The 20059-nt window shown below is 52.9% G+C and carries 19 protein-coding genes; 3 read left to right on the top strand and 16 right to left on the bottom strand.

Features of this window, described 5'->3' with window-relative positions; all coding sequences use genetic code 11:
* Nucleotides 1-27 precede the first annotated feature (27 nt).
* Together minD and minE are read left to right on the top strand one after the other, a co-directional pair.
* On the top strand, nt 28-837 hold the full coding sequence (gene minD, locus QWF21_RS10985) for a septum site-determining protein MinD (RefSeq protein ID WP_330088099.1): 810 nt from the start codon (nt 28-30) through the stop codon (nt 835-837).
* 4 nt (nt 838-841) lie between these two features.
* A complete protein-coding gene (minE, locus tag QWF21_RS10980; RefSeq protein ID WP_228591508.1) occupies nt 842-1102 on the top strand; it encodes a cell division topological specificity factor MinE in 261 nt (86 codons plus the stop codon).
* A 78-nt stretch (nt 1103-1180) separates the two neighbouring features.
* Here minE and QWF21_RS10975 read toward each other — a convergent pair whose 3' ends face one another.
* From QWF21_RS10975 to QWF21_RS10955, 5 genes are all read right to left on the bottom strand, one after another.
* Nucleotides 1181-2557, bottom strand: coding sequence for a DUF4397 domain-containing protein (locus QWF21_RS10975; protein WP_330088098.1), 1377 nt, complete (start codon nt 2555-2557; stop codon nt 1181-1183).
* Nucleotides 2558-2702: 145 nt separating this feature from the next.
* Entirely contained in the window at nt 2703-3827 is a 1125-nt protein-coding gene (gene rnd, locus QWF21_RS10970; protein WP_330088187.1) for a ribonuclease D, read from the bottom strand.
* An 18-nt stretch (nt 3828-3845) separates the two neighbouring features.
* Nucleotides 3846-5504 (bottom strand): long-chain-fatty-acid--CoA ligase FadD, encoded by a 1659-nt coding sequence (gene fadD / locus QWF21_RS10965; protein ID WP_330088097.1) that lies wholly within the window; start codon nt 5502-5504, stop codon nt 3846-3848.
* Nucleotides 5505-5665: 161 nt separating this feature from the next.
* Complete coding sequence (locus QWF21_RS10960) at nt 5666-6490, bottom strand: alpha/beta fold hydrolase (RefSeq protein WP_330088096.1); 825 nt, start codon at nt 6488-6490, stop codon at nt 5666-5668.
* Nucleotides 6491-6494: 4 nt separating this feature from the next.
* On the bottom strand, nt 6495-7385 hold the full coding sequence (locus QWF21_RS10955) for a class I SAM-dependent methyltransferase (RefSeq protein WP_330088095.1): 891 nt from the start codon (nt 7383-7385) through the stop codon (nt 6495-6497).
* Between the two features lie 222 nt (nt 7386-7607).
* On the opposite strand from QWF21_RS10955, the gene QWF21_RS10950 reads away from it, so the two are divergent.
* On the top strand, nt 7608-8933 hold the full coding sequence (locus tag QWF21_RS10950) for an alkaline phosphatase (protein WP_330088094.1): 1326 nt from the start codon (nt 7608-7610) through the stop codon (nt 8931-8933).
* Nucleotides 8934-8937: 4 nt separating this feature from the next.
* On the opposite strand, the gene QWF21_RS10945 is transcribed toward QWF21_RS10950, so the two are convergent.
* From QWF21_RS10945 to QWF21_RS10895, 11 genes are all read right to left on the bottom strand, one after another.
* Nucleotides 8938-9438 (bottom strand): chalcone isomerase family protein, encoded by a 501-nt coding sequence (locus tag QWF21_RS10945; protein ID WP_330088093.1) that lies wholly within the window; start codon nt 9436-9438, stop codon nt 8938-8940.
* A complete protein-coding gene (locus QWF21_RS10940) occupies nt 9419-9910 on the bottom strand; it encodes a DUF2878 domain-containing protein (RefSeq protein ID WP_330088092.1) in 492 nt (163 codons plus the stop codon). The genes QWF21_RS10945 and QWF21_RS10940 overlap by 20 nt, the downstream gene beginning before the upstream one ends.
* Nucleotides 9907-10644, bottom strand: a complete 738-nt coding sequence (locus QWF21_RS10935) for an SDR family NAD(P)-dependent oxidoreductase (RefSeq protein WP_330088091.1) — start codon at nt 10642-10644, stop codon at nt 9907-9909. The genes QWF21_RS10940 and QWF21_RS10935 overlap by 4 nt, the downstream gene beginning before the upstream one ends.
* A 76-nt stretch (nt 10645-10720) precedes the next feature.
* Nucleotides 10721-11017, bottom strand: a complete 297-nt coding sequence (locus QWF21_RS10930) for a hypothetical protein (RefSeq protein WP_330088090.1) — start codon at nt 11015-11017, stop codon at nt 10721-10723.
* Between the two features lie 80 nt (nt 11018-11097).
* Nucleotides 11098-11781, bottom strand: a complete 684-nt coding sequence (gene tsaB / locus QWF21_RS10925) for a tRNA (adenosine(37)-N6)-threonylcarbamoyltransferase complex dimerization subunit type 1 TsaB (protein ID WP_330088089.1) — start codon at nt 11779-11781, stop codon at nt 11098-11100.
* 75 nt (nt 11782-11856) lie between these two features.
* Nucleotides 11857-13326 (bottom strand): OmpP1/FadL family transporter, encoded by a 1470-nt coding sequence (locus QWF21_RS10920; RefSeq protein WP_330088088.1) that lies wholly within the window; start codon nt 13324-13326, stop codon nt 11857-11859.
* An 87-nt stretch (nt 13327-13413) separates the two neighbouring features.
* Nucleotides 13414-15360 (bottom strand): ATP-dependent DNA helicase, encoded by a 1947-nt coding sequence (locus QWF21_RS10915; protein ID WP_330088087.1) that lies wholly within the window; start codon nt 15358-15360, stop codon nt 13414-13416.
* A gap of 55 nt (nt 15361-15415) precedes the next feature.
* Nucleotides 15416-15658 carry a hypothetical protein gene (locus tag QWF21_RS10910; RefSeq protein ID WP_330088086.1) on the bottom strand — a complete coding sequence of 81 codons (243 nt, stop codon included), beginning with the start codon at nt 15656-15658 and terminating at the stop codon, nt 15416-15418.
* A 133-nt stretch (nt 15659-15791) separates the two neighbouring features.
* The gene (locus QWF21_RS10905) at nt 15792-17000 is read right to left on the bottom strand and encodes a M24 family metallopeptidase (RefSeq protein WP_330088085.1); all 1209 of its coding nucleotides are present in this window, start codon (nt 16998-17000) and stop codon (nt 15792-15794) included.
* Between the two features lie 50 nt (nt 17001-17050).
* Entirely contained in the window at nt 17051-17704 is a 654-nt protein-coding gene (locus tag QWF21_RS10900; protein ID WP_330088084.1) for a GntR family transcriptional regulator, read from the bottom strand.
* Nucleotides 17705-17762: 58 nt separating this feature from the next.
* A complete protein-coding gene (locus QWF21_RS10895) occupies nt 17763-20039 on the bottom strand; it encodes a S9 family peptidase (protein WP_330088083.1) in 2277 nt (758 codons plus the stop codon).
* Nucleotides 20040-20059 lie beyond the last annotated feature (20 nt).

Here is a 20059-nt window from a genome sequence, read left to right as displayed (position 1 = left end):
ACCGATTTGTAGGAAGGAACTTTTACCATGGCTAAAATTATCGTGGTTACCTCAGGAAAGGGCGGAGTTGGCAAAACAACCTCCAGCGCTGCTATTGGCACAGGCTTGGCGCTTAGCGGCCACAAAACCGTGATTGTTGATTTTGATATTGGTTTACGCAACCTGGATCTGATTATGGGTTGTGAGCGCCGTGTGGTCTATGACTTCGTCAATGTCATCAACGGTGAAGCCAATCTGAAACAAACCTTAATTAAAGACAAACGGGTCGAAAACCTGTTTATTTTACCCGCCTCACAAACCCGTGATAAAGACGCCCTGACCAAAGAAGGTGTCGAAAAAGTTTTGCACGAGCTGGCGAAAGACTTTGAATTCATTATTTGTGACTCACCCGCAGGCATTGAAGCCGGTGCCATGATGGCGCTGTATTTTGCCGATGAAGCCGTGGTAGTCACCAATCCGGAAGTATCTTCCGTGCGCGACTCGGATCGCATTTTAGGCATGCTCAGCAGCAAGTCTCGCCGAGCCGAGCGCGGTGAAGATGCCATTAAAGAACATCTGCTACTCACCCGCTACAACCCAGAGCGGGTTGCCAAAGGCGAGATGCTCAGTGTGGAAGATGTGCAGGAAATTCTGGCCATTCCGTTAATTGGTGTGATCCCGGAATCACAGGCCGTTCTGAACGCATCCAACTCTGGCCAGCCGGTCACACTGGATCAAGACAGTGATGCCGGCCAGGCTTATCTTGATACAGTGAGCCGCCTGCTTGGCAATACCGTCGATTTCCGCTTCTTAACAGTGGAGAAAAAAGGACTGCTAAAACGGATTTTTGGAGGTTAGCTAGATGTCATTATTGGATTATTTTCGTTCCACCAAGAAAAAAAGTGCCAGTACCGCCAAAGAGCGGCTACAAATCATTGTCGCGCATGAGCGTAACCGGCGTTCTGGTCCGGATTATCTGCCTCAACTGGAGCGTGATATTCTGGAAGTGATCCGCAAATACGTTGATATCCCAGCGGATCAAATCTCAGTCTCGCTGGAGCAGCGCTCCGATGAGCTTTCGGTGCTTGAACTCAACGTGAGTTTCCCGGATGAAAAGCGTTAGTTCCTATTACACAGCATAAAAAAGGCCCACTTGTTACGGTGGGCCAAACTGCACATCAGTCAGGATGCCAGCACAGAATTAATCTTCCGGCACAAAGTCGTCCATCAGGATTAAACCAAAGTCTGCCGTTAAATCGACACCGTCACGCGCAATAGCGGTATAGATACGATTGGCTTGCAGATCCAACGTAACCGGACCAATAGCGGCATCTTTGGTGCCAGTCGGTGTCACTGTGACTACAAAGGAACCTGCTGGCAGGGATACATAACCGGTTTCTGCCAGGAAGGGCACGTCACTGAAGGCTGGCTCAGCATCGCTGATATCGTTAGTGGGTGTCACATAGATATCCACATTTGGAGCCAGGAAAGAGCCATGAATAATGCGCACTTTGGCCTCGGTTGCTACACGACGCGGCGTATCTGCCAATACCAGAGGCGATATATCTCCTTCACCGAAGGAACCCAGAGCATGCACGCTGTAAAAGGCACCCGCCGCTAAGTTCAGGTCCGCACCAAAGGCTTCAATGCTGTTATCTGCATTAGCCACTACTTTGACATTGTACTCATCTGGATCAACAGTGAGGTAACCGGTGAAATCCGGGAAAGATAAATCTTCGACCAGCCGTATACTGTCATTCACCAACACATCGACAGCCGGTGCATCCGATACCCCATGGATCACCCGTACTGCGGACTTGCTGTTCGCATCCAGCACATCAAAAAAAGTACCATCTGGTGCTACAGCCAGCAAAGAGACCGGTGAGTCACCAGCAAAGCGGCTATTGATGGCTGCAACTACCAGATCGGTTCCGGCAGCTAAATCCAAAGCACCACTATCAAACACCACGGTATCTTCACCAGGCAGTGTAATACGCACCCGGTAATTCCCAGCAGGTACATCGACTGCACCGGTAAATTCAGCAAAATCCAGTGTTGCAAGTGGAGCGGTTAAATCGTCATCAGGAGCTGTGACATGGATATCCACTGCCGGAGCGGCAGCAGCGGCATGCACCACCTGCAGACGAATGTTGCCCTCTGCGATGTCTTCGATGTCCGAGGTCACGACCACAGGCATAATACTATCGGCCACCACAGAGCCTACAGCAAAGACTTTGTAGTTGGTGGCTTCTTCCAAAGCCAGCTCCACCGGACCAATCACAGTGAGTGCTTCATCAGTTGGTAACAGCGCATCGACAGCAATGCTATAAGTAGCTGGCGCCAACGCCAACCGCTCTGAGCTTTCGGCGTAGTCCAGGCCCGCCACTGCCACATCGCCATTGGCAACAATGTTAACCGCTGGTGCATCAGAGACAGCGTGTATAACCCGTAAAGATGCATCCACAACCGGAGGTGGTGGTGGTGGTGGCGGCGGGTCAGTACGATCGGAGCTGCTGTTGCATGCAGCCAATGAAGTGACTATCGCTGTAGAGATAGCAAGACGTGTTATTCCTTTCATATAAATACCCTTATTGATTGGAGGTTGCTCAAACTTTACGCCACCATTCAAAAAGACGATCACATGAAAAATAGTTGAAAAATTAACTTGTTATAATGCAAAAAAAAGGCTGATCCAACTCAGCCTTTGTACGTATAAAATTCGTTTAACTCTGGTTCAGATGTGCAGGCCAGGGCAGTAAAGGCTGCAGCAATGCCTGGCGCCAGCCACGCACTACTTCTGGTACTGCCAGGCTTTGACGCTCCGCATCCGACACTCGCCAGCACCAGTTCAGGTACTCGGTTTGTTGCCGTTTAGTCGCAAGCAGCTCAGCCGGTAGTTGATGCTGTCTGGCGGCCTGCTGCACGCTATCCCGGATTTGTGCGGTCACTTCCCGGTACCCGGCAAAGTGTTCCCGGTGATAAGCCGGTTGTGGCCACAAGGCCGGATCGGTATCTAAGACTTGCGCCACGATACGCAGCACCATTTGGCCATGACGTTTAAGCTCGCGCTCTGGCAGTCCCGGAATTGCCTGCAAGGCAGCGAAGCTGGCCGGAGCTTTGCGGGCAATATCAAACAGCTGAGCATCTTTAAAGATCAGCCCCAAGGCCAGATCTTTGCTTCTGGCATAATCCAGCCGCCACACCACCAGTTGCTGTAGTATGGCCAAAGCACGAGGTGCTAATTGCCAGCTATTCTTCACATCAATAAAACGAAGCTGATCAGGCCATTGCATACTGCGTCTGAGTTGCAGTTGCTCCGCCTCTTGCTGCAATAATTGATACTGTTCAGCCGTAAGTTGCTGCTCAAGCTGCTGATAAACCGGCAACAAGTAAAGCACATCATTGGCGGCGTAACTAAGCTGTGCATCACGCAGCGGCCGTGCCAACCAATTGGTTCTGGACTCCCCTTTATCCAGTTTGGTGCCGGTGACCTGCTCTACCAAAGCAGCAAAGCCAACACTACTACCCTGCCCCAACAATAACGCAGCCATTTGAGTATCGATTAAAGGGGCAATGCACTCAATACCTATGGTTTGAAAAGCATCCAAATCTTCCATGCAAGCATGCATCACTTTGGTCACTTGGGTATTGGCTAACAGGTTTCGCAGCGGCTGCCAGTCGCTGATGGCCAGAGGATCCACCAGCACCAGTTCCTCACCATCGTACAACTGGATTAAACCCAGTTTAGGTTGCAAAGTACTCTGGCGGATAAACTCAGTATCGAGCAGCAAAAACGGTTTGGTTGCAGCCTGCGCGCAAAATTGCTGCAGGCTGTCGTTGTGTTGCAGTAATGGCTTTATCAGAACTTAAGACTCCCGCAATTCCCGGCGTAAAATTTTACCCACATTGGTTTTAGGCAGCTCATCGCGAAACTCAACCTGTTTCGGTACTTTGTAGCCAGTCAGATGCTGCTTGCAGTGGGCAATGAGTTCCTCGGCTGTCAATGATGAGTCTTTCTTCACCACAAAGAGTTTCACCACTTCACCTGCTGCTTCATTCGGCACTCCAACCGCAGCAACTTCCAGCACTTTATCGTTCATGGCTGCCACTTCTTCAATTTCGTTCGGGAACACATTAAAGCCAGACACCAGGATCATGTCTTTCTTGCGGTCCACGATGTAGAAGAAGCCTTCCTCGTCCATCCGAGCAACGTCGCCAGTATAAAGCCAGCCATCTTTGATGGTTTTATCGGTTTCATCCGGGCGGTTGTAGTAGCCCTTCATTACCTGCGGCCCTTGTACGATCATTTCGCCAGGCTCGCCGGCTGCTACGTCCTTGCCTTCTTCATCCACAATACGGATCAGGGTGGATGGTGCCGGCAAACCGATGCTACCGGTAAAACCATCGACATCGTATGGTGTCAGTGTCACCAATGGACAACATTCGGTCAACCCATAGCCTTCCAGCAAGCGGGTTTTCGTTAGCTTTTGCCAACGCTCTGCCACCGGCCGCTGCACGGCCATACCGCCACCCAATGAAATTTTCAGCCGACTAAAATCAATGTCAGTAAAACCCGGCGTGTTCATCAGACCATTAAACAAGGTATTCACCCCGGTCAAAGCGGTAAAAGAAAAAGCTTTTAGCTCTTTCACAAAAGCAGGCATGTCACGCGGGTTGGTGATCAGTAAATTGGTACCGCCATACTTCATAAAGACCAGGAAGTTCGCAGTCAGTGCAAAGATATGATAAAGCGGCAATGCGGTCACCACTTGCTCTTTGCCTTCTTCCAGCACTGGGTCCAGGCAGGCTGAAGCCTGTTCCAGGTTGGCCACCATGTTACGGTGTGTCAGCATAGCCCCTTTGGAAACGCCTGTGGTGCCACCGGTGTACTGTAAAAAGGCCAAGTCACTGCCATCAACATCCGGCATTTGATACTTCAGATGCTGGCCTTTTTCCAATACATCTTTGAACGCAATCACATTGTTTAATTGGTAGGCAGGCACCAGTTTTTTAACGTGCTTGACCACCAAGTTGACAATAGTGCCTTTTACCGTACCAAGCATATCGCCCATCCGGGTCAGGATGACATGCTCTACTTTTACTTTTTTCTGCACAGCAGCCAACGTATGTGCGAAGTTTTCGACAATAATGATGGCTTTCGTTTTAGAGTCATTGAGCTGATGCTCCAACTCGCGTGGTGTGTACAAAGGATTCACATTGACCACGGTACAACCAGCTCGCAATACACCGGTGATAGCTACCGGGTTCTGCAGCAAGTTTGGCATCATGATCGCCACGGCATCGCCTTTGCCAAGCCCCAGCTCTTTTTGCAAATAAGCCGCAAAAGCTTTACTCAACTTATCCAACTCACGGTAAGTGATGCTTTTGCCCATATTAATAAAGGCCGTATGGTCCGGAAATTTATTGATGCTCTGCTCAATAATATCCAGCAAGGAATGATAATGATCGGCATTGATTTCTGCAGGTACGCCGGCTGGGTAACGTTTTAACCAAACTTGCTCCACCGTCCTCTCCTTAAAAATTCTTGTCTTAATAATGTTTTATTCTGTTTTATTATGGCTTGCTCTGGCTGTCAATGCAGCAACACCCATTCAGAGTTTTTACTCTAGCCAATTATCTTCCCACAAAAGTGGTCAGGCCACAATCCGCTTGCTGTTATCTTACCTCAGGATGCGGCAGATAAAAATTGCTGAATACTGGCGGCAACCTGCCTGGCTGCAGTCATATGGCAATGATGGCCACCTGGAACACTATCTACGGTAAGCTGCTGGTAATGATGCTGCCATGCTTCAGTCTGCTTGTTAAACATACCATCTTGCGCCAGAACTGCCAGTACCGGGCACGCTACTGCCGCGATTAAATTGCGGGCCTGCGACGGGCTTAACCGATACACCGACTGTTGCTTTAGTCGCATATCTGCCCGCCAACGAAAACCATCGGCTTGCTGCACGGTACCACGCTCAGCCAGCAGCAGAGCTTCGCTCAGTGAAAAGTCACTTTGTTTTTGCCGGGCTTCTGCTGCAGCCTTGAGACTTGGGTAGCAAGGGCTTCGTCTTGAGCGTGGCTTTAAACGTGATTCGATGCCAGCACGCAATTGCCGAGCTGCGGTTGCTTCGTCCGCTACCACAAAACCCAGGCTGTCTATCAGCACAAGCCGAGCGACTAACTCCGGAAAACTGGCAGCAAGGGCTGTTGCCACCATAGCGCCCATCGAATGCCCGATGATGGTCAGTTTCTGCCATTGCTGCTGTCGACAAAGAACAACCAAGTCCTGCACCCAGTCAAAAAAATAATAGGCTGCATCCGGGCTGCGGTGTGATGAATGACCATGGCCGGGAAACTCCAGTGCCAATAATGGCAACTGAGGCAAATGGTGTGCCAGTGGCACAAAGCTGGCTGCATTATCCAGCCAGCCATGCAAACAGAGTATCGGCTGGACAGACAGCGTTTCACTGCTACTAAGCGCAGCCAACTCAAGGTTATTCAGCAAGAACTTATGGCTGTACTGCATAAGGAGGGGGCGAAGCATACTCTGGTTTGATAAATTTTAATGTCATACGGTCACTTTCACCAATGGCCAAAAAACGCTCGCGATCTTCAGAGCCTGATGCTAGGGTGGGCGGTAAGCTGTAGACACCACGAGGATGATCACGGCTATCCAGCGGATTGGCATTGATTTCACTGCGATCCAGCAGCTCAAAGCCGGCAACTTCAGCGACCATAATAATGTAGGCCTCATCCAGGTAGCCTTCACCGGCAAAGCTGCTAATATCGGATATCCGGCTGGCCCGGTGCTCCACCATGCCAAGGATACCACCTGGTTTCAACACCCGGAAAAACTCCTGCAGACTCTGCAACAAGGTACCGTTCTGATCCCAGATATGCGCATTGCGAAAACTCAGTACCCTGTCGTACTGTCCTTCTTGCCCAAGTTGCAGCAGTTCCGGCGGATCAAACGCCAGTTGCTTCACGGCCCCAAAATGTTCTGGCTGTTGCTGGATGCGATCGGACAACTGGCGACTGATACGAGCCCAGAAGCGTTGCCGTTCGTTATCCGCATCTAATTGCAACTGGCGGTGATGCGCGATGGTCAATTGCCCCTGCTCTGTTAAATAAGGCGCCAGGATCTCGGTATACCAACCACGAGCAGGCCAAATTTCCAACACCTGATGCTGTGGCTCAACATCAAAAAACAGCAGCGTGTCCACTGGGTTACGGTGAGGGTTTCGGGCTTTGTGTTCATCAGAGCGAAGCGGATGCTCAGCATAGTAGCGAAGTTGCTCGTAGAAAGATTGTTGCTCTGCCGCTATTTCAGCCTTAAGTGGCAGCAGCAAGCAGGCACAACAAAGCAGGCACGCTTGAATTATTTTTGTTGGTAGCGTCATACAAACCTCATCGACTTGCATTCAAATCAAATGGTGATTACAAACTCTTACAAATCATCTGAGTACAGCATGCCATGAAAGTTCAGGCTGTCCAACTTTTATACAGCACATCACTGCATTTTTTCTGACTATCGCAACAAAAGTGGGGTTTAGCCGATGTTTTTGTCGAATAGCCCACAATTCTGTACACTGAACACATTGTGTCTTCTGACAGGAATCATTATGTATCGCTTCACCCTTCCGCTCGCGGCCATCGCCTTACTGAGTGCCTGCGCCCAAACCCCAGCCCCAACGCCTTCAGAGCAGGCAGCGCCCAACAATATTATTTTTATGATTGGTGATGGCATGGGTGCCAATTATCTAACCGCCTACCGCTATTTTCTGGCCGAAGGCAAACAGCAACAAATCAAGCCCACCATTTACGATGAGCTCTGGACCGGCATCTCCAGCACCTGGCCAGACGATCAAACCCTGGTCACCGATTCCGCTGCCAGTGCCACGGCGCTGGCAACAGGGGTGAAAACTTTTAATGGGGCTATCTCGGTCGATCAACAGCATCTGCCGATTGGTACTCTGATGCAACAAGCAAAACGCCTGGGTAAAGCCAACGGCATTGTTGCCAGCTCGCAGGTCAACCATGCCACCCCAGCGGCGTTTTTAGCCCACAACCCAAGCCGTCGTAATATGGATGCCATTGCCGATCAGTTCTTTGATATTCGTATTGAGGGCCAATTGGTGCCGGATGTGATGCTTGGTGGCGGTTTGACGCACTTTATCCGCGATGATCGCAATCTGGTGGCTGAGTTTCAGGCCGAAGGCTACCAGTACGCCGACAGTTGGCAGCAGTTGACACAGCTGTCGCAAGCACCCGCGCTGGCATTGCTGGCCGATGGTGGTCTACCTTCGGTGTTAAACCAGGAGATGGAAGCACCCTTACAGGTAATGACCGAAAAAGCATTGGAGCTGTTATCAGGCCAGCCACAAGGCTTTGTGCTGATGGTCGAAGGCAGCCAAATCGACTGGTGCGGCCATGCCAATGACATTGCCTGTGCCATGGCCGAAATGCACGATTTTGCACTTGCCATCCAATCGGCCAAGGCCTTTGTTGATGCCAACCCCGATACCTTATTGATTATCACCGCCGATCATGAAACCGGCGGCCTGGCGCTGGCAGCCGATGGCATTTACGAATGGCGCGCCGATTTAATTTATGGTGTGCAGTACACAGTTCGGGAAATTACCGAACGCCTGATGGCGTTGGAGCCGGCTAAACTGGCCGATCAATGGCGGCATTGGACCGGCTTGCCACTTACTGACGAGCAACTGACTGCCGTACTTGCAGCGCAACACGATCAACCCAAGCTGTACAGCCTTTTAAATGGCTACATTAATCAGGCTACCCGTACCGGCTGGACCACCTCAGGCCACACCGCCGCTGATGTACCTGTGATGGCTTATGGCGCCGGCGCAGAGCAGTTCACCGGCTTTATGGACAACATTGATATTGCCAAACGCATCATGAGCTTTATTCAGCAATCGGCCAAATAACCGGTTAACGCGCCGCCAGCAGTTGGCGGCGCAGCGCTGGTGCACTGGTATCCGGGTGCAGCCAGATATCAAAAAACAAGGGGCCAAACTCGGTATCCGTCACACTGCCTATCGCTTCGCCGTTTAAGAAAAAATCCACCGTCATATCCGGTTGCAACAAAGCGGCCAAACGATCGCCCCGTCCGACATCCTGCCAGATGCCTTTCAGCTGATTGGCCCAGTCCTGCTGCTGCGCTGTGCTGCTGTGGCCCAGATGCTGCCACTGATCCACCGTCGCATCAATAAACTGGTCACGGCTGATGTTGCGTTTGTAGGTCAGCTCCAGCAGCACCGGTGCATTGTTGTGATAGCCATCGAAACTACCATCACTGGTTTTAAGGCGGGCATCGTACAGTTGCCAGAACAGATAGCGAAAACTGCCCTCGCCAACCAGTTGCAAATCCGGCATGGCGGCAGCCGGCCACAGCCACGCCAGCAGAACAACACTAAGCAAGTTTTTGCGCATGCAATCGCTCCTTATTTAATGAACCGTAATAAGCGGCCAGCCCTGCCCAAATCAGTACCAGGCAAGCCCAGGAAACCCAGCCCAACGGCATCAGCAACTGACCACCACTTAGTACAGCTCCCCCCAGATAAGAAAGGGGCCCACCAATAGCTCCAAGGATGGGTGCCAGCCAAAGGGGTTTGAGCAAGGCAGCAAAGGCTTCCACTACCGCCAGCGCAAACAAACACCAGAGTAACAAAAACCAGGCCGGCAACCAGATGGTAGTAGTAAACTGCAACACCCCGGTAAACACCAAGACGCTGTCGATAGCTATCCCTAACAACGCCAGTTGCAACACCAGGATCTGCCTGGGTCTCGGCAAGCGCCACCAGGCCCACAGCAGGTAGATGGCCACCGGCAGCATCGCCAGATGCTGAAAATACACCAGTGCCAACCAACCAAGTTCAAAACCAATCACGGCGCGCCAGTTCATGGTTTCATTCCCCCGGCTACCCTGATCCGCAGCGGGTAAGGCAGCAACCGTAGCAAATTCAGCGACCAGACCAGGCGTTTAGGAAAACGAATGCGAGGCTTGCCCTTGCTCAGCCCTGTCAGCATCCGCTGGCTGGCATCGTCGACACTGAGTAAGAACGGCATGGCAAAGTCATTTTTCTGCGTCAGTGGCGTATCGACAAAGCCAGGCTCTATCAGAGTCACCGCCACCCCCTTATCGGCCCAATCAACTCGCAAACTGTCGGCAAAATAACTGACGGCAGCCTTGCTGGCCCCATAGGCTTCGGCACGGGTAAAAGGAAAATAGTGCGCCAGGCTGCTTACGAGTGCCAGCCGCCCTTGCTCAGATTGCTGCAACAAAGGCAGCAAGGCCGCGCTTAACCGGACAATGGCAAAGAAATTAATGGCAAAGGTCTGCTCAAAGTCTGGCAGCTGCAAGTCGGCTGCATCGACATAAATGCAGGTCCCCGCATTTAAAACCGCCAAATCAAGCGGCTGACCTGATTCGGCGATGCTCTGACAAAGCGCTGCCACATCTTCGGCCCTGGTCAGATCGGCCACCACGGGACGGATGCCGTTATGCTGAGCGGACAGAGTTTCCAGCGCATCGGTTGAGCGGGCGACTGCCAGCACCTGCCAGCCGGCCCGGGCGTAGTCCAGGGCGAGCTGGCGGCCAATGCCGGAACTGGCACCAGTAATTAAACAACAGGGCATGATCAATCCAATAGAAGGCAATGCAACATTCTACGATTGGGACCAGCAAGAAGATCAGATTGCTTTAAACGGAAAGTTAAGCGTACAGGTCAATGCCCAGCATGGATTGCAGTTCAGAGCGTTGTTGCTGGTTGGCAATATCCTGGTAGAGTGCAGTTTTTTGGGATGCCTGAGCCCCAGCTGGCATGGCATTTTGCCGGCTGCGGTTTTGCTCCAGTGCATCCAGTGCTTTTTCAGAGCGGCGGATGCCCTGCCCTTGCGGTAGTTCCGAGTTAACAGCTGGCTGTTGCGGCCGGTCAGGACGTGGCGTGGTCTCCCGAAAGATCCCGGCAACGCCTGTTGCAGCAAGATTATTTTCCAGACTAAAACTCAAGGCAGTAGCTCAGCAAAGAATAAATGATTGGCTGAAGTATAACCAGTGTCGGCGGCAGTGCCAAGTAACCAGAAAGAACACTAACGCCCTGGCAGCTTTTGCCAGCTGACGGTATCCCGCACATAGCTCGGCTCAGCCTGCTCTGCTGCCACAAAGTGACCGGCATCCCACGCCTGCCGGGCCAGCGGCAGCATATCCTGCGCCGATGGGTACAAAATATCGCTGCTTTGCGCTGCTTGCCATTGCTGCAACACTTCAGCATAAGTCTGCCAGCCGGTGCCCACCGCAGTAAAATCCTCATCGGAATCAAGCGGGGCCAATTGGTCCGGTTTAATCGCTTGCTCTTGCCCTTGCAGCTGCATCAGGCCATTGGCATCCAACTGATAGTGGCCAAAATAGATTTCGGCCATACGGGCATCAATGGCTGCCAGCACCTGGCTGGCCTGTAACTTCCGGTAAGCAGCCTGCGCCATGGCAACCAGGGTCGAAACACCATAGACCGGTAAGTCGGCACCAAAGGCCAGCCCTTGCGCCACCCCAACGCCAATCCGCACGCCGGTAAAACTGCCAGGGCCTTTGCCAAACACCAGGCCATCGAGTTGAGTTAAACTAAGGCCACTGTCGGTCAGCAGTTGCTGCACCATTGGCAGCACCCGCTTGCTGTGCTGCTGCGGGCAGACTTCATCCAGCGTAAGCAGCTCACTGCCATCAAGCAGAGCCACAGAGCACGCTTCGGTTGAGGTATCCAGGGCCAGTAATTTCACGCCATACTCCAGGGGTCACAGCCAAAAAGACAGCGGATTTTACCTTGGCTGGCAGCAAAATACCATGAGAGCACCTTAGAAGCTGCGATTGAACTGCATACCAATCAACAGCGCCTTATTGCGGTAGTTGGCCTGAAAACGGCTTTGGTACAACGGCTGGTCCTGCACATTGTACTCAAACTCATCGACCGAAACGCCGGGCATCCACATATGGCCAATAGCGACATCCAGGCTGCTTTTGGCAGAAAAACGCCAGTTGGCGCCAAGAGTCAGCCAGGTTCTGTCATCGGTTGGGATCCGCGCTGTTTTGCGCTCGGGCCGGATCGGGTTCTGATCAAAGGCCAGGCCGGTTTTGAGCAGCAAGTTCGGCTGTGCCTGAAAGCTAAACCCAACTGCAGCGGACCAGCTGTTTTGCCATTTTTGCGGAATATAACCAATATAGCCTGGCGCATTGAGGTTTTGTGGCAACTCTGTGCTCAGCGATAAGCTCGGGCTTTGGTCGGCGCTGATGATATCAATGCTCTGAAAGCGGCTCCACTCAGTCCAGGCCAGGCTAAACTGCAGCGATAGCAGTTCAGTCAACTGTTGATCCAGGCTAAAAGCAACACTGGCTGGCGTGGTTAAATCCAGTTGGCTGGCTTCGGTCAGCTGTGGCATGGCGGCCAGTTTGCCGGTAGTTAAATCAATGGCCGGTAGCTGTGGGGCGATCACCAGATAGCCGGGATGCCCCTGCACATTGGCACCTGTGATCGGAGTATTGCTGATCACCGAATCACCGGTCAGGGTAAAACGAATGGCCGATTGGTACATCAGGGCCAATCGGGTGCCCTGCCAGGGCTCACCATGCAGGCCTAAGCTAAAACCAGGCGCCAGATCGTCTCCTTTTACCTCATAGTGACTGTGGCAATACGCATCGTTGTAGACCGGCGCGCCAAAAAGCGTATTGGTTGCGGCTTCCCCTAACTCGCACAGGCCACTGTGATCTTTGTATTTGGATAAGACGCCGCTCACCCGGTTCAGCGAAACACCAGCGCCCACCGACCAGTTAGTGGTCAATTGGTAACCCAGCGAGACTTGAGCGCTCACCACCTGCACGCCGGTTTCAGTGGCAAAATAACGGCCGACAAAATCATCGTCGTACTCGGCACCGATGCCAAAAGGCACATAAAGACCAAGCCCATAGCTCAGCCGCTCGTTAAGATGGTTGCTGTAAAACAAAAATGGGATCACGGAACGCAGCTTGTTGTTGCCATCGCTGCGCCCGGCCACCGGCTGGCCATTGGCACTGAAAGCTTGCGCATCCGAGTAACGGCTGCTGGCACCAACAAAGCTGATGCCACCGGCAAAGTGAGCGCCTTGCAACCGGGTTAAGGCCGCCGGGTTGGAGTACACCAGGCTGGCATCGGTGACTTGGGCACCGCGGCCGGCATAGGCCGTGCCCATGCTGCTGACCGATTGCTCATACAACTTATAACCTTCAGCCTGCAGCGAACCACACAGCAGCGCACTGACCACAGCCAGGGAAAACGGGGACTTTTTCAACATAGATACAGCCTTGTCGACAGCAAAAGGCTGGCAGTATAAAGAGGTCAGACCTTAGAGTACAGGCTCTACATCAGAGAAAATAGCCCGTTAGTCGTCTTTGCTGGCGCTGGCTTTGTCGGCAATAAACTGCAAGGTCCGTGTCAGATCGCGGCTTCGCTGCATCGGCGGCAGGCTTTTTAAAAACACCTCACCGTAAGGCCGGGTCACCAGCCGGTTGTCGCAAATCACCAGCACGCCGCGATCGGTCACATCACGGATCAAACGCCCTACGCCCTGTTTTAAGCTGATCACCGCCTGCGGCAGTTGCACGGCAGCAAAAGGATCCACGCCCTGCTTGCTGCTGGCTTCCATCCGGGCCTGCAACAAAGGATCGTCCGGACTGGCGAAGGGCAGTTTGTCGATAATCACCAGACTCAGCGCATCACCACGCACATCCACCCCTTCCCAAAAGCTACTGGTACCAAGCAGCACCGCATCGTCCAGCTGCACAAACTTATCCAGCAGCACCCGCTTGCTGGTTTGGCCCTGCACCAGCACCGGCTGGCGAATCTGCTCTGGCAGTACCTCGGCCATCCACTTCAGCATGCGGTGACTGGTAAAGAGCATAAAACAGCGGCCCTGATTGGCCTCAATCAGCGGTATGGCGGTGTTCAATAAGGCTTGCTGCATCGCCTGATGCTGATGCGGCTCCGGCAAATAGCGCGGCACACAAAGCAGTGCCTGCTGCTGGTAATCAAAGGGACTGTCCAGCAGCAGAGTATCGGCCTGCTCCAGCCCCATTTGCTGCTGATAATGGGCAAAACCGCCATCAACCGAGAGCGTAGCCGAGGTAAAAACCCAGCTTTTTTGGCCGGCAAACACCACCTCGCGAAATTTTTCCGCAATGCTCAGCGGCGTCAGGTGCAAGGTCAGATGCAGGCGGCTGGTGTCGTACCAAAGACTGACATCCGGCTTGCTGGTGTCGTTCAGCTTTTGCAGGCGATTGCGGTTTTGCGCCAACCGCTCAAAGCAGTGATCGACGGCGTCACTGCGCCCCAGGCTTTCCTTCAGTACCTGATACAGCAACTCCATACTCTCGGTTAAACGCTGCATCATGCTTTGCATCTGCGGTTGCAGACTGCGCTCACGCCAATTGCCCCGTTCGGGCTCTACCGGGAACTGCAAGCGCCAGTCTTTCACTTGCTGCGCAACTTTGTCGGTGATTTTGCGCAGCTGAGGATGATCGCGCAGCTCGGTTTTGCAGGCCAGATCCAGGTCGCGACACAGTTCCAGCAACTGCCGGCTGGAGACATGCTCGCCAAAGTAATCGCAGGCTAAATCCGGCAACTGATGCGCTTCATCGAATACAAACACGTCCATTTGCGGTAGCAGCTCACCAAAGCCGGTGTCTTTAATCGCCAAGTCAGCAAAAAACAAATGGTGATTGACCACCACCAGATCGGCGGCCTGGGCCTTTTTCCGGGCTTTCAGTAAATGGCAGTCTTCGTACACCGGGCAGTCTTTGCCGAGGCAGTTGTCGGTGGTACTGGTGACATAGGGCAGGGCTTTGGAGTCTTCGGCAATGTAGGTCAGCTCACCGATATCGCCGGTTTGGGTTTCGGCTGCCCACTTGTTGATTAAACTTAAATCCTGCATCAACTGCGGCTCGGCCACCGGCACATGAGACACATGCTGCTCCAGCCGGTACAGGCACAGATAATTGGCGCGGCCTTTTAACAAGGCCAACTGGAAAGGGCTGGCCAAAGCGGCGGTCATGCTGGGTAAATCGCGGTGAAACAGTTGTTCCTGCAGATTCTTGGTCCCGGTCGAGATCAGCACTTTCTGGCCGGATAACAGCGCCGGCACCAGATAGGCGAAGGTCTTGCCGGTACCGGTACCGGCTTCGGCCAGCAGCACGCTTTGCTTTTCAATGGCATGGGCGATGCGATCGGCCAGTTGCAACTGGGCATCGCGGGCACGAAAGCCTGGGATCTGCCGGGCCAAAGGCCCTGCCGGACGAAATGCTGCTGCCACTTCTGCGCGAATGGATGCCATGCCTGCCTTAACCAAGGTAACGATAATTTTGTGGCGCTATGGTAGCAGAAAAGGCTTAGATATAGATATCGACATGGCCGTCCTCGTCGACGGTTTGTTGCTCCTCCGGCGTGGTTTCCGGTGCTTCGGGCAAGCTGCCGGCCTGGCGTTTTTTCCCGCCATAGCGCTCATCACGCTGATCGCGTTCTTTTTTTAACGGGGTTAACCGCGCTTCTTTAAACACAGGAGGCACCACCCTGGGCTCCTGCTCGACAGGCGTACCCGGGGTGCGCTGCAAAAATGGAATAATGACATCCATTGCCCGCCTCCGTTGATAAAATCGTTACAAGCTTAGCTTGTTATCGGCAACAAAGCACAAAGCTTAAGCAACAGCCTTCAATCGACTGTTGCTTAAGTTAAGACAGAACAACCAAGCCATTGGTTCCGCAGGTTCAAACACCAAACGGATTGTCGATGCTGTGCGCCGGCTCGGTAAACCAGACCGGGCCATGTTCGGCCATGTAGAAGTGATCTTCCAGCCGCACTCCAAAGTCACCGGGCAGCACCAGCATGGGTTCATTGCTAAAGCACATCCCAGTTGCCAGTGGCGTGCTATTACCTTCAACCAGATAGGGCCATTCATGAATATCCAGCCCAATGCCATGGCCGGTCCGATGCGGCAAGCCTGGCAGCTGATAATCAGGCCCATAGCCCTGCTGCTGCAAGTAGGCTCTGGCAGCACGGTCGACCTGCTGGCAGGCCGTGCCCGGTGTGGCGGCGGCAAAAGCGGCCAGTTGGGCATTTTTTTCATGCTGCCAAACCGCGCGCTGTTTGGCCGTGGCTTCCCCAAAGACATAACTGCGGGTAATGTCCGACAGATAGCCATGCAAACGGCAACCGGTGTCAATCAGCACCATATCCCCCACTTCCAGTGTTTTTGGATGGGCCACGCCATGAGGAAATGCCGTATCGCTACCAAACAACACAATGCAAAAGTACGAGCCCGATGCCCCGACTTTGCGATGGGCCTGATCGATAAAACGCTCGACTTCTGCCGTGCTGATACCCGGATACAGCATGCTGGCGGTGGCCTGATGCACCGCCAGCGTCATATCCATCGCCCGCTGTATCAGTGCAAGCTCAGCTGCTGATTTTTGCATCCGACAGCCAGCAGTGACCACTTTGGCATTGCTCAGCTGAAAGCTGGCCGCCACCTGTTGGATACCGTCCGCAATAAAAAACTGCGCGCTTTCATCAATCGCCAGCCGGGCCTGCTCGCCGGCCAAAGCCATGATAGCATCAGCACAGAGCTGGTAAGGGTTTTCGTGCTCCTGCCAGCTTAGGATCTCGCCTGCAAGCTGCATCCTGGGCTTGATGCTGCCAATCTCAAAATGCGGCAGTACATAAAGCAAACGGCCATCACGCAGCAGCAAGGCGGCCACCAGCCGCTCACTGGCGTACCAGTCAACGCCGGTAAAATAACGCAGGTTGGTACCGGCGTTTAGCAACACCGCATCCAGCTGATGCTGCTGCATCAGGCTCAGGGCTTTATCCAGCCGTTGTTGATACTCTTTCACTTCGATAGGTGCCACCGAGGCCGCCATATCATGTAAAGTATTCAAAGCTTCTTCTTTACTTGTTCCACCGATGCCGTTTGCCATAGTGACTCCTGTTCTTTTCCTTGAAGCGGTAAGGAAAATACCACTCCATGTTATTGCTGCTTAACCAGCTCAATAATTTCACTGGCTGCTCCCAAAATGTGCTGTCGCAGCCAAATGCAAGCTTGCTCGACATTCTTTTGCCTGCATAGCGTTAACAATGTTAAGTGCTCTGGATCTGATTTAGTGACGCCACCAGCCAGCAATAGATGCAACCTGATGTACCGATCCGTGTTTTTATTCAGGTTCTGGACAATTTCAAACATCATTGGCCGCTCAGCTGCCAGGTACAAACTTAAATGAAAGCGGCTATTCAGCTCACTCCAACTCCCTGAAGTATCTACCATCTGATAGGCTAGTGTCATTTGCTGTAAAATATGCTCACTTTCTGCCAATGCTGTTTCAGTCAGCTTTGGTATTGCTAATCGCAGTAACTCCGTTTCCAGCAAAGCCCGTAGTTCAAACAACTCCATAACCTGCGTTGAAGAAAGCTCGGTTACTGTTGCTCCTCTGTGAGGCTCAAAAACAACCAAACCTTCAGCTTCGAGTTGAAGTAGAGCCTCGCGGATTGGGATACGACTTACATTTAAATCTTCAGCCAGTGCAGCCTGCCTAAGCGGTTCTCCAGCTTTAATTTTCCCGCTTAAAATTCTGTTGCGGATTTCCTCTAATACAACCTGGGTACGGGTTTTGTACTCTAAGGCCATATCATCCTCATCTGCTGTTAGCCAGGTTTAACTGTTGGTATTAATAACTACCGCAACATTAGTGTACCCGGTTCCAATCCGGCGTGGCAGCACCTTGCAGGTGCCGGATAAAGAAATCAAACTGACGGCGCTGCACATAGCGAATCGGGCCACTGGAGCGCCCGACACTGTGCTCCCCACCCGGTACAATCAGCAAATCAAAGTCTTTATCCGCCCGGATCAGGGCATCCACCAGTTGCATGGTCGAGGCCGGATCTACATTGCTGTCCTGCTCGCCGTTGATAATCAACAGCTGCCCTTGCAGCAAATGCGCCTGCTCCACCACCGATGAAGCGGCATACTGGGGCCCCACCGGATAACCTAACCATTGCTCATTCCAGCTGATTTTATCCATCCGGTTATCGTAACAACCGGCATAGGCCACGCCGACCCGGTAAAAATCCGGATGAAACAGCAAAGCAGCGACCGTGCTCTGACCGCCAGCTGAAGCGCCGTAAATGCCAATGCCACCCTCGATGCTGTACCAGGGAAAACTATCTGCTGCCGCCTGATGCCACAGGATGCGATCGGGAAAGCCTGAGTCCGCCAGGTCTTGCCAGGCCACATCGTGGAAAGCCTTGGAGCGATTGGCGGTGCCCATACCATCGATTTGCACCACAATAAAACCCAGATCCGCCAGCGCCTGCATGCCAATCACTTTATCGCCACCGGCATGAAAGCCAAAAGGCCAGAAGCTCTTGGGCACAAAGCTGTCGTGTGGGCCGGCGTAGATATTTTCAATCACCGGGTAACGTTTTTCCGGGTCAAAATTTTGCGGTTTGACGATTAAGCCCCAGATATCGGTTGCACCATCCCGTCCTTTGGCGACAAACGGCTGTGGTGGCCGAAAGCCAGCAGCGGTCAACCGGCTGATATCTGCCTGAGCCAGAGTACGGATTAAAGCCCCATCACTGCTTTGGCGCAGCTCTGTCACATAGGGCAAATCCACCCGCGAGTAGCGCACAATAAAGTGCTGGCGATCCGGCGACAACACGACTTCATGATGGGCATTGCGCTCTGTTAGTGCAGTCAGATTGCCGCCAGCCAAATCGACCCGAAATAGCTGCTCATAGTACGGGTCCTGCTCTGGATAATAGCCGCTGGCGGTAAACCAGACATGGCCAGCATTTTCATCAATCGCCAGCACCTGACGCACCCGCCAGTTGCCACTGGTCAGTTGCTGAAGCTTCTTGCCACTCCTGTCCGTACGGTACAAATGTGCCCAGCCATCTCGCTCCGATAACCAGACCACACCTTGCACCCCCTGCTGTAAGGGCTGATGAAAAGCCGCCCATAAATTAACAAAGGTGGGGCTATCTTCCGTGACCAAAGCAGTGGCTTTCGCGGTTGCCGCGTCGACGTGGATAATCCGCATCCGCTGGTGACCGCGCTCGGTGTAGCGAAAGGTAAAAGCACTGCTATCCTGCTGCCAGACCAACTGGTCAATCCGGTAGGGGTTGGCAAAGAGTGCATTTTCAATCGGCGTTACGGTTTTTGCTTGCAGCTTTATCAACACCGGCTGATCAATATCCACTGCATCACCGGGCTTAGGGTAGAGCTGCTGAATGACCTTGGGCTCCAGTTGATCCTCAGGTGCCGCCAATACCCGGGTGACATAGCGGGCTGTACCAGGCTGCACCCTGACCAGCAGCAGCGCCGAACTGTCCGGCGCCCAGCGGATCGACTGTGGATCGTAAAAGTTGCTGCCATTGCCATCGTCAGTCTTTAGCAGCAAACGCCCCTGCTGATCCAACAACAACAGATTATGCCCCCGCACCAGCGCCTGATAGCGGCCATCCGGCGACCATAGCGGGCTGGCATCGACATCCTGATTTAAATCCCGCACGACGCCAAAAGCACTGCCTTGTCGTGGTTCTGTGATATCCCGACAATCAGGCGTTTGCAACTGACATTGCCAGCGGGCGTTGTTCAGGTAAAAGGTGATAGCCTCCATCTGCTCGGTGAACTGGAACTGCTCAAAAGGCAACACCTCTGCCTGGTAGCTGTGTCCGGTTGCTGCCGATATACCACTGGCCACCTTATCATGATCAAAAGCCAGTTGCGGTGCTGAGCCAGTCAGCGATTGACGAAAAAAATAGAAGCCCCCCTCGACACTCAGCTTGTAATGAAAAGTATCGCCATCGGATGCCCAAACAGGGGCCAACATTACATCCCTGGTAAGTGGCAACCAGCGCTCACGTAAATCCAGTGCCTGCTCAATACTGCCACGATCAGGTGCCGCTTGAACTGGCAGCGCCATACAAAACAGAGCTGCGCTTAACACACGAGTGAGCATCCTGTTGCTTTGCAAGTGAG

The sequence above is a fragment of the Alkalimonas mucilaginosa genome, from assembly GCF_036327005.1.
In the GTDB taxonomy this organism is placed as follows: Bacteria; Pseudomonadota; Gammaproteobacteria; order Enterobacterales; family Alteromonadaceae; genus Alkalimonas; species Alkalimonas mucilaginosa.
The sequence above is the reverse complement of the archived record's forward strand: the minus strand, read 5'-3'. Positions and strand labels throughout refer to the sequence as shown.

What these genes read in the sequence shown, in the direction of transcription:
- minD (WP_330088099.1), top strand. Translation starts at nt 28, where the DNA reads ATGGCTAAAATTATCGTGGTTACCTCAGGAAAGGGCGGAGTTGGCAAA.
- minE (WP_228591508.1), top strand. Translation starts at nt 842, where the DNA reads ATGTCATTATTGGATTATTTTCGTTCCACCAAGAAAAAAAGTGCCAGT.
- QWF21_RS10975 (WP_330088098.1), bottom strand. Translation starts at nt 2,557, where the DNA reads ATGAAAGGAATAACACGTCTTGCTATCTCTACAGCGATAGTCACTTCA.
- QWF21_RS10955 (WP_330088095.1), bottom strand. Translation starts at nt 7,385, where the DNA reads ATGACGCTACCAACAAAAATAATTCAAGCGTGCCTGCTTTGTTGTGCC.
- QWF21_RS10950 (WP_330088094.1), top strand. Translation starts at nt 7,608, where the DNA reads ATGTATCGCTTCACCCTTCCGCTCGCGGCCATCGCCTTACTGAGTGCC.
- QWF21_RS10945 (WP_330088093.1), bottom strand. Translation starts at nt 9,438, where the DNA reads ATGCGCAAAAACTTGCTTAGTGTTGTTCTGCTGGCGTGGCTGTGGCCG.
- QWF21_RS10940 (WP_330088092.1), bottom strand. Translation starts at nt 9,910, where the DNA reads ATGAACTGGCGCGCCGTGATTGGTTTTGAACTTGGTTGGTTGGCACTG.
- QWF21_RS10935 (WP_330088091.1), bottom strand. Translation starts at nt 10,644, where the DNA reads ATGCCCTGTTGTTTAATTACTGGTGCCAGTTCCGGCATTGGCCGCCAG.
- QWF21_RS10920 (WP_330088088.1), bottom strand. Translation starts at nt 13,326, where the DNA reads ATGTTGAAAAAGTCCCCGTTTTCCCTGGCTGTGGTCAGTGCGCTGCTG.
- QWF21_RS10915 (WP_330088087.1), bottom strand. Translation starts at nt 15,360, where the DNA reads ATGGCATCCATTCGCGCAGAAGTGGCAGCAGCATTTCGTCCGGCAGGG.
- QWF21_RS10910 (WP_330088086.1), bottom strand. Translation starts at nt 15,658, where the DNA reads ATGGATGTCATTATTCCATTTTTGCAGCGCACCCCGGGTACGCCTGTC.
- QWF21_RS10905 (WP_330088085.1), bottom strand. Translation starts at nt 17,000, where the DNA reads ATGGCAAACGGCATCGGTGGAACAAGTAAAGAAGAAGCTTTGAATACT.
- QWF21_RS10900 (WP_330088084.1), bottom strand. Translation starts at nt 17,704, where the DNA reads ATGGCCTTAGAGTACAAAACCCGTACCCAGGTTGTATTAGAGGAAATC.
- QWF21_RS10895 (WP_330088083.1), bottom strand. Translation starts at nt 20,039, where the DNA reads ATGCTCACTCGTGTGTTAAGCGCAGCTCTGTTTTGTATGGCGCTGCCA.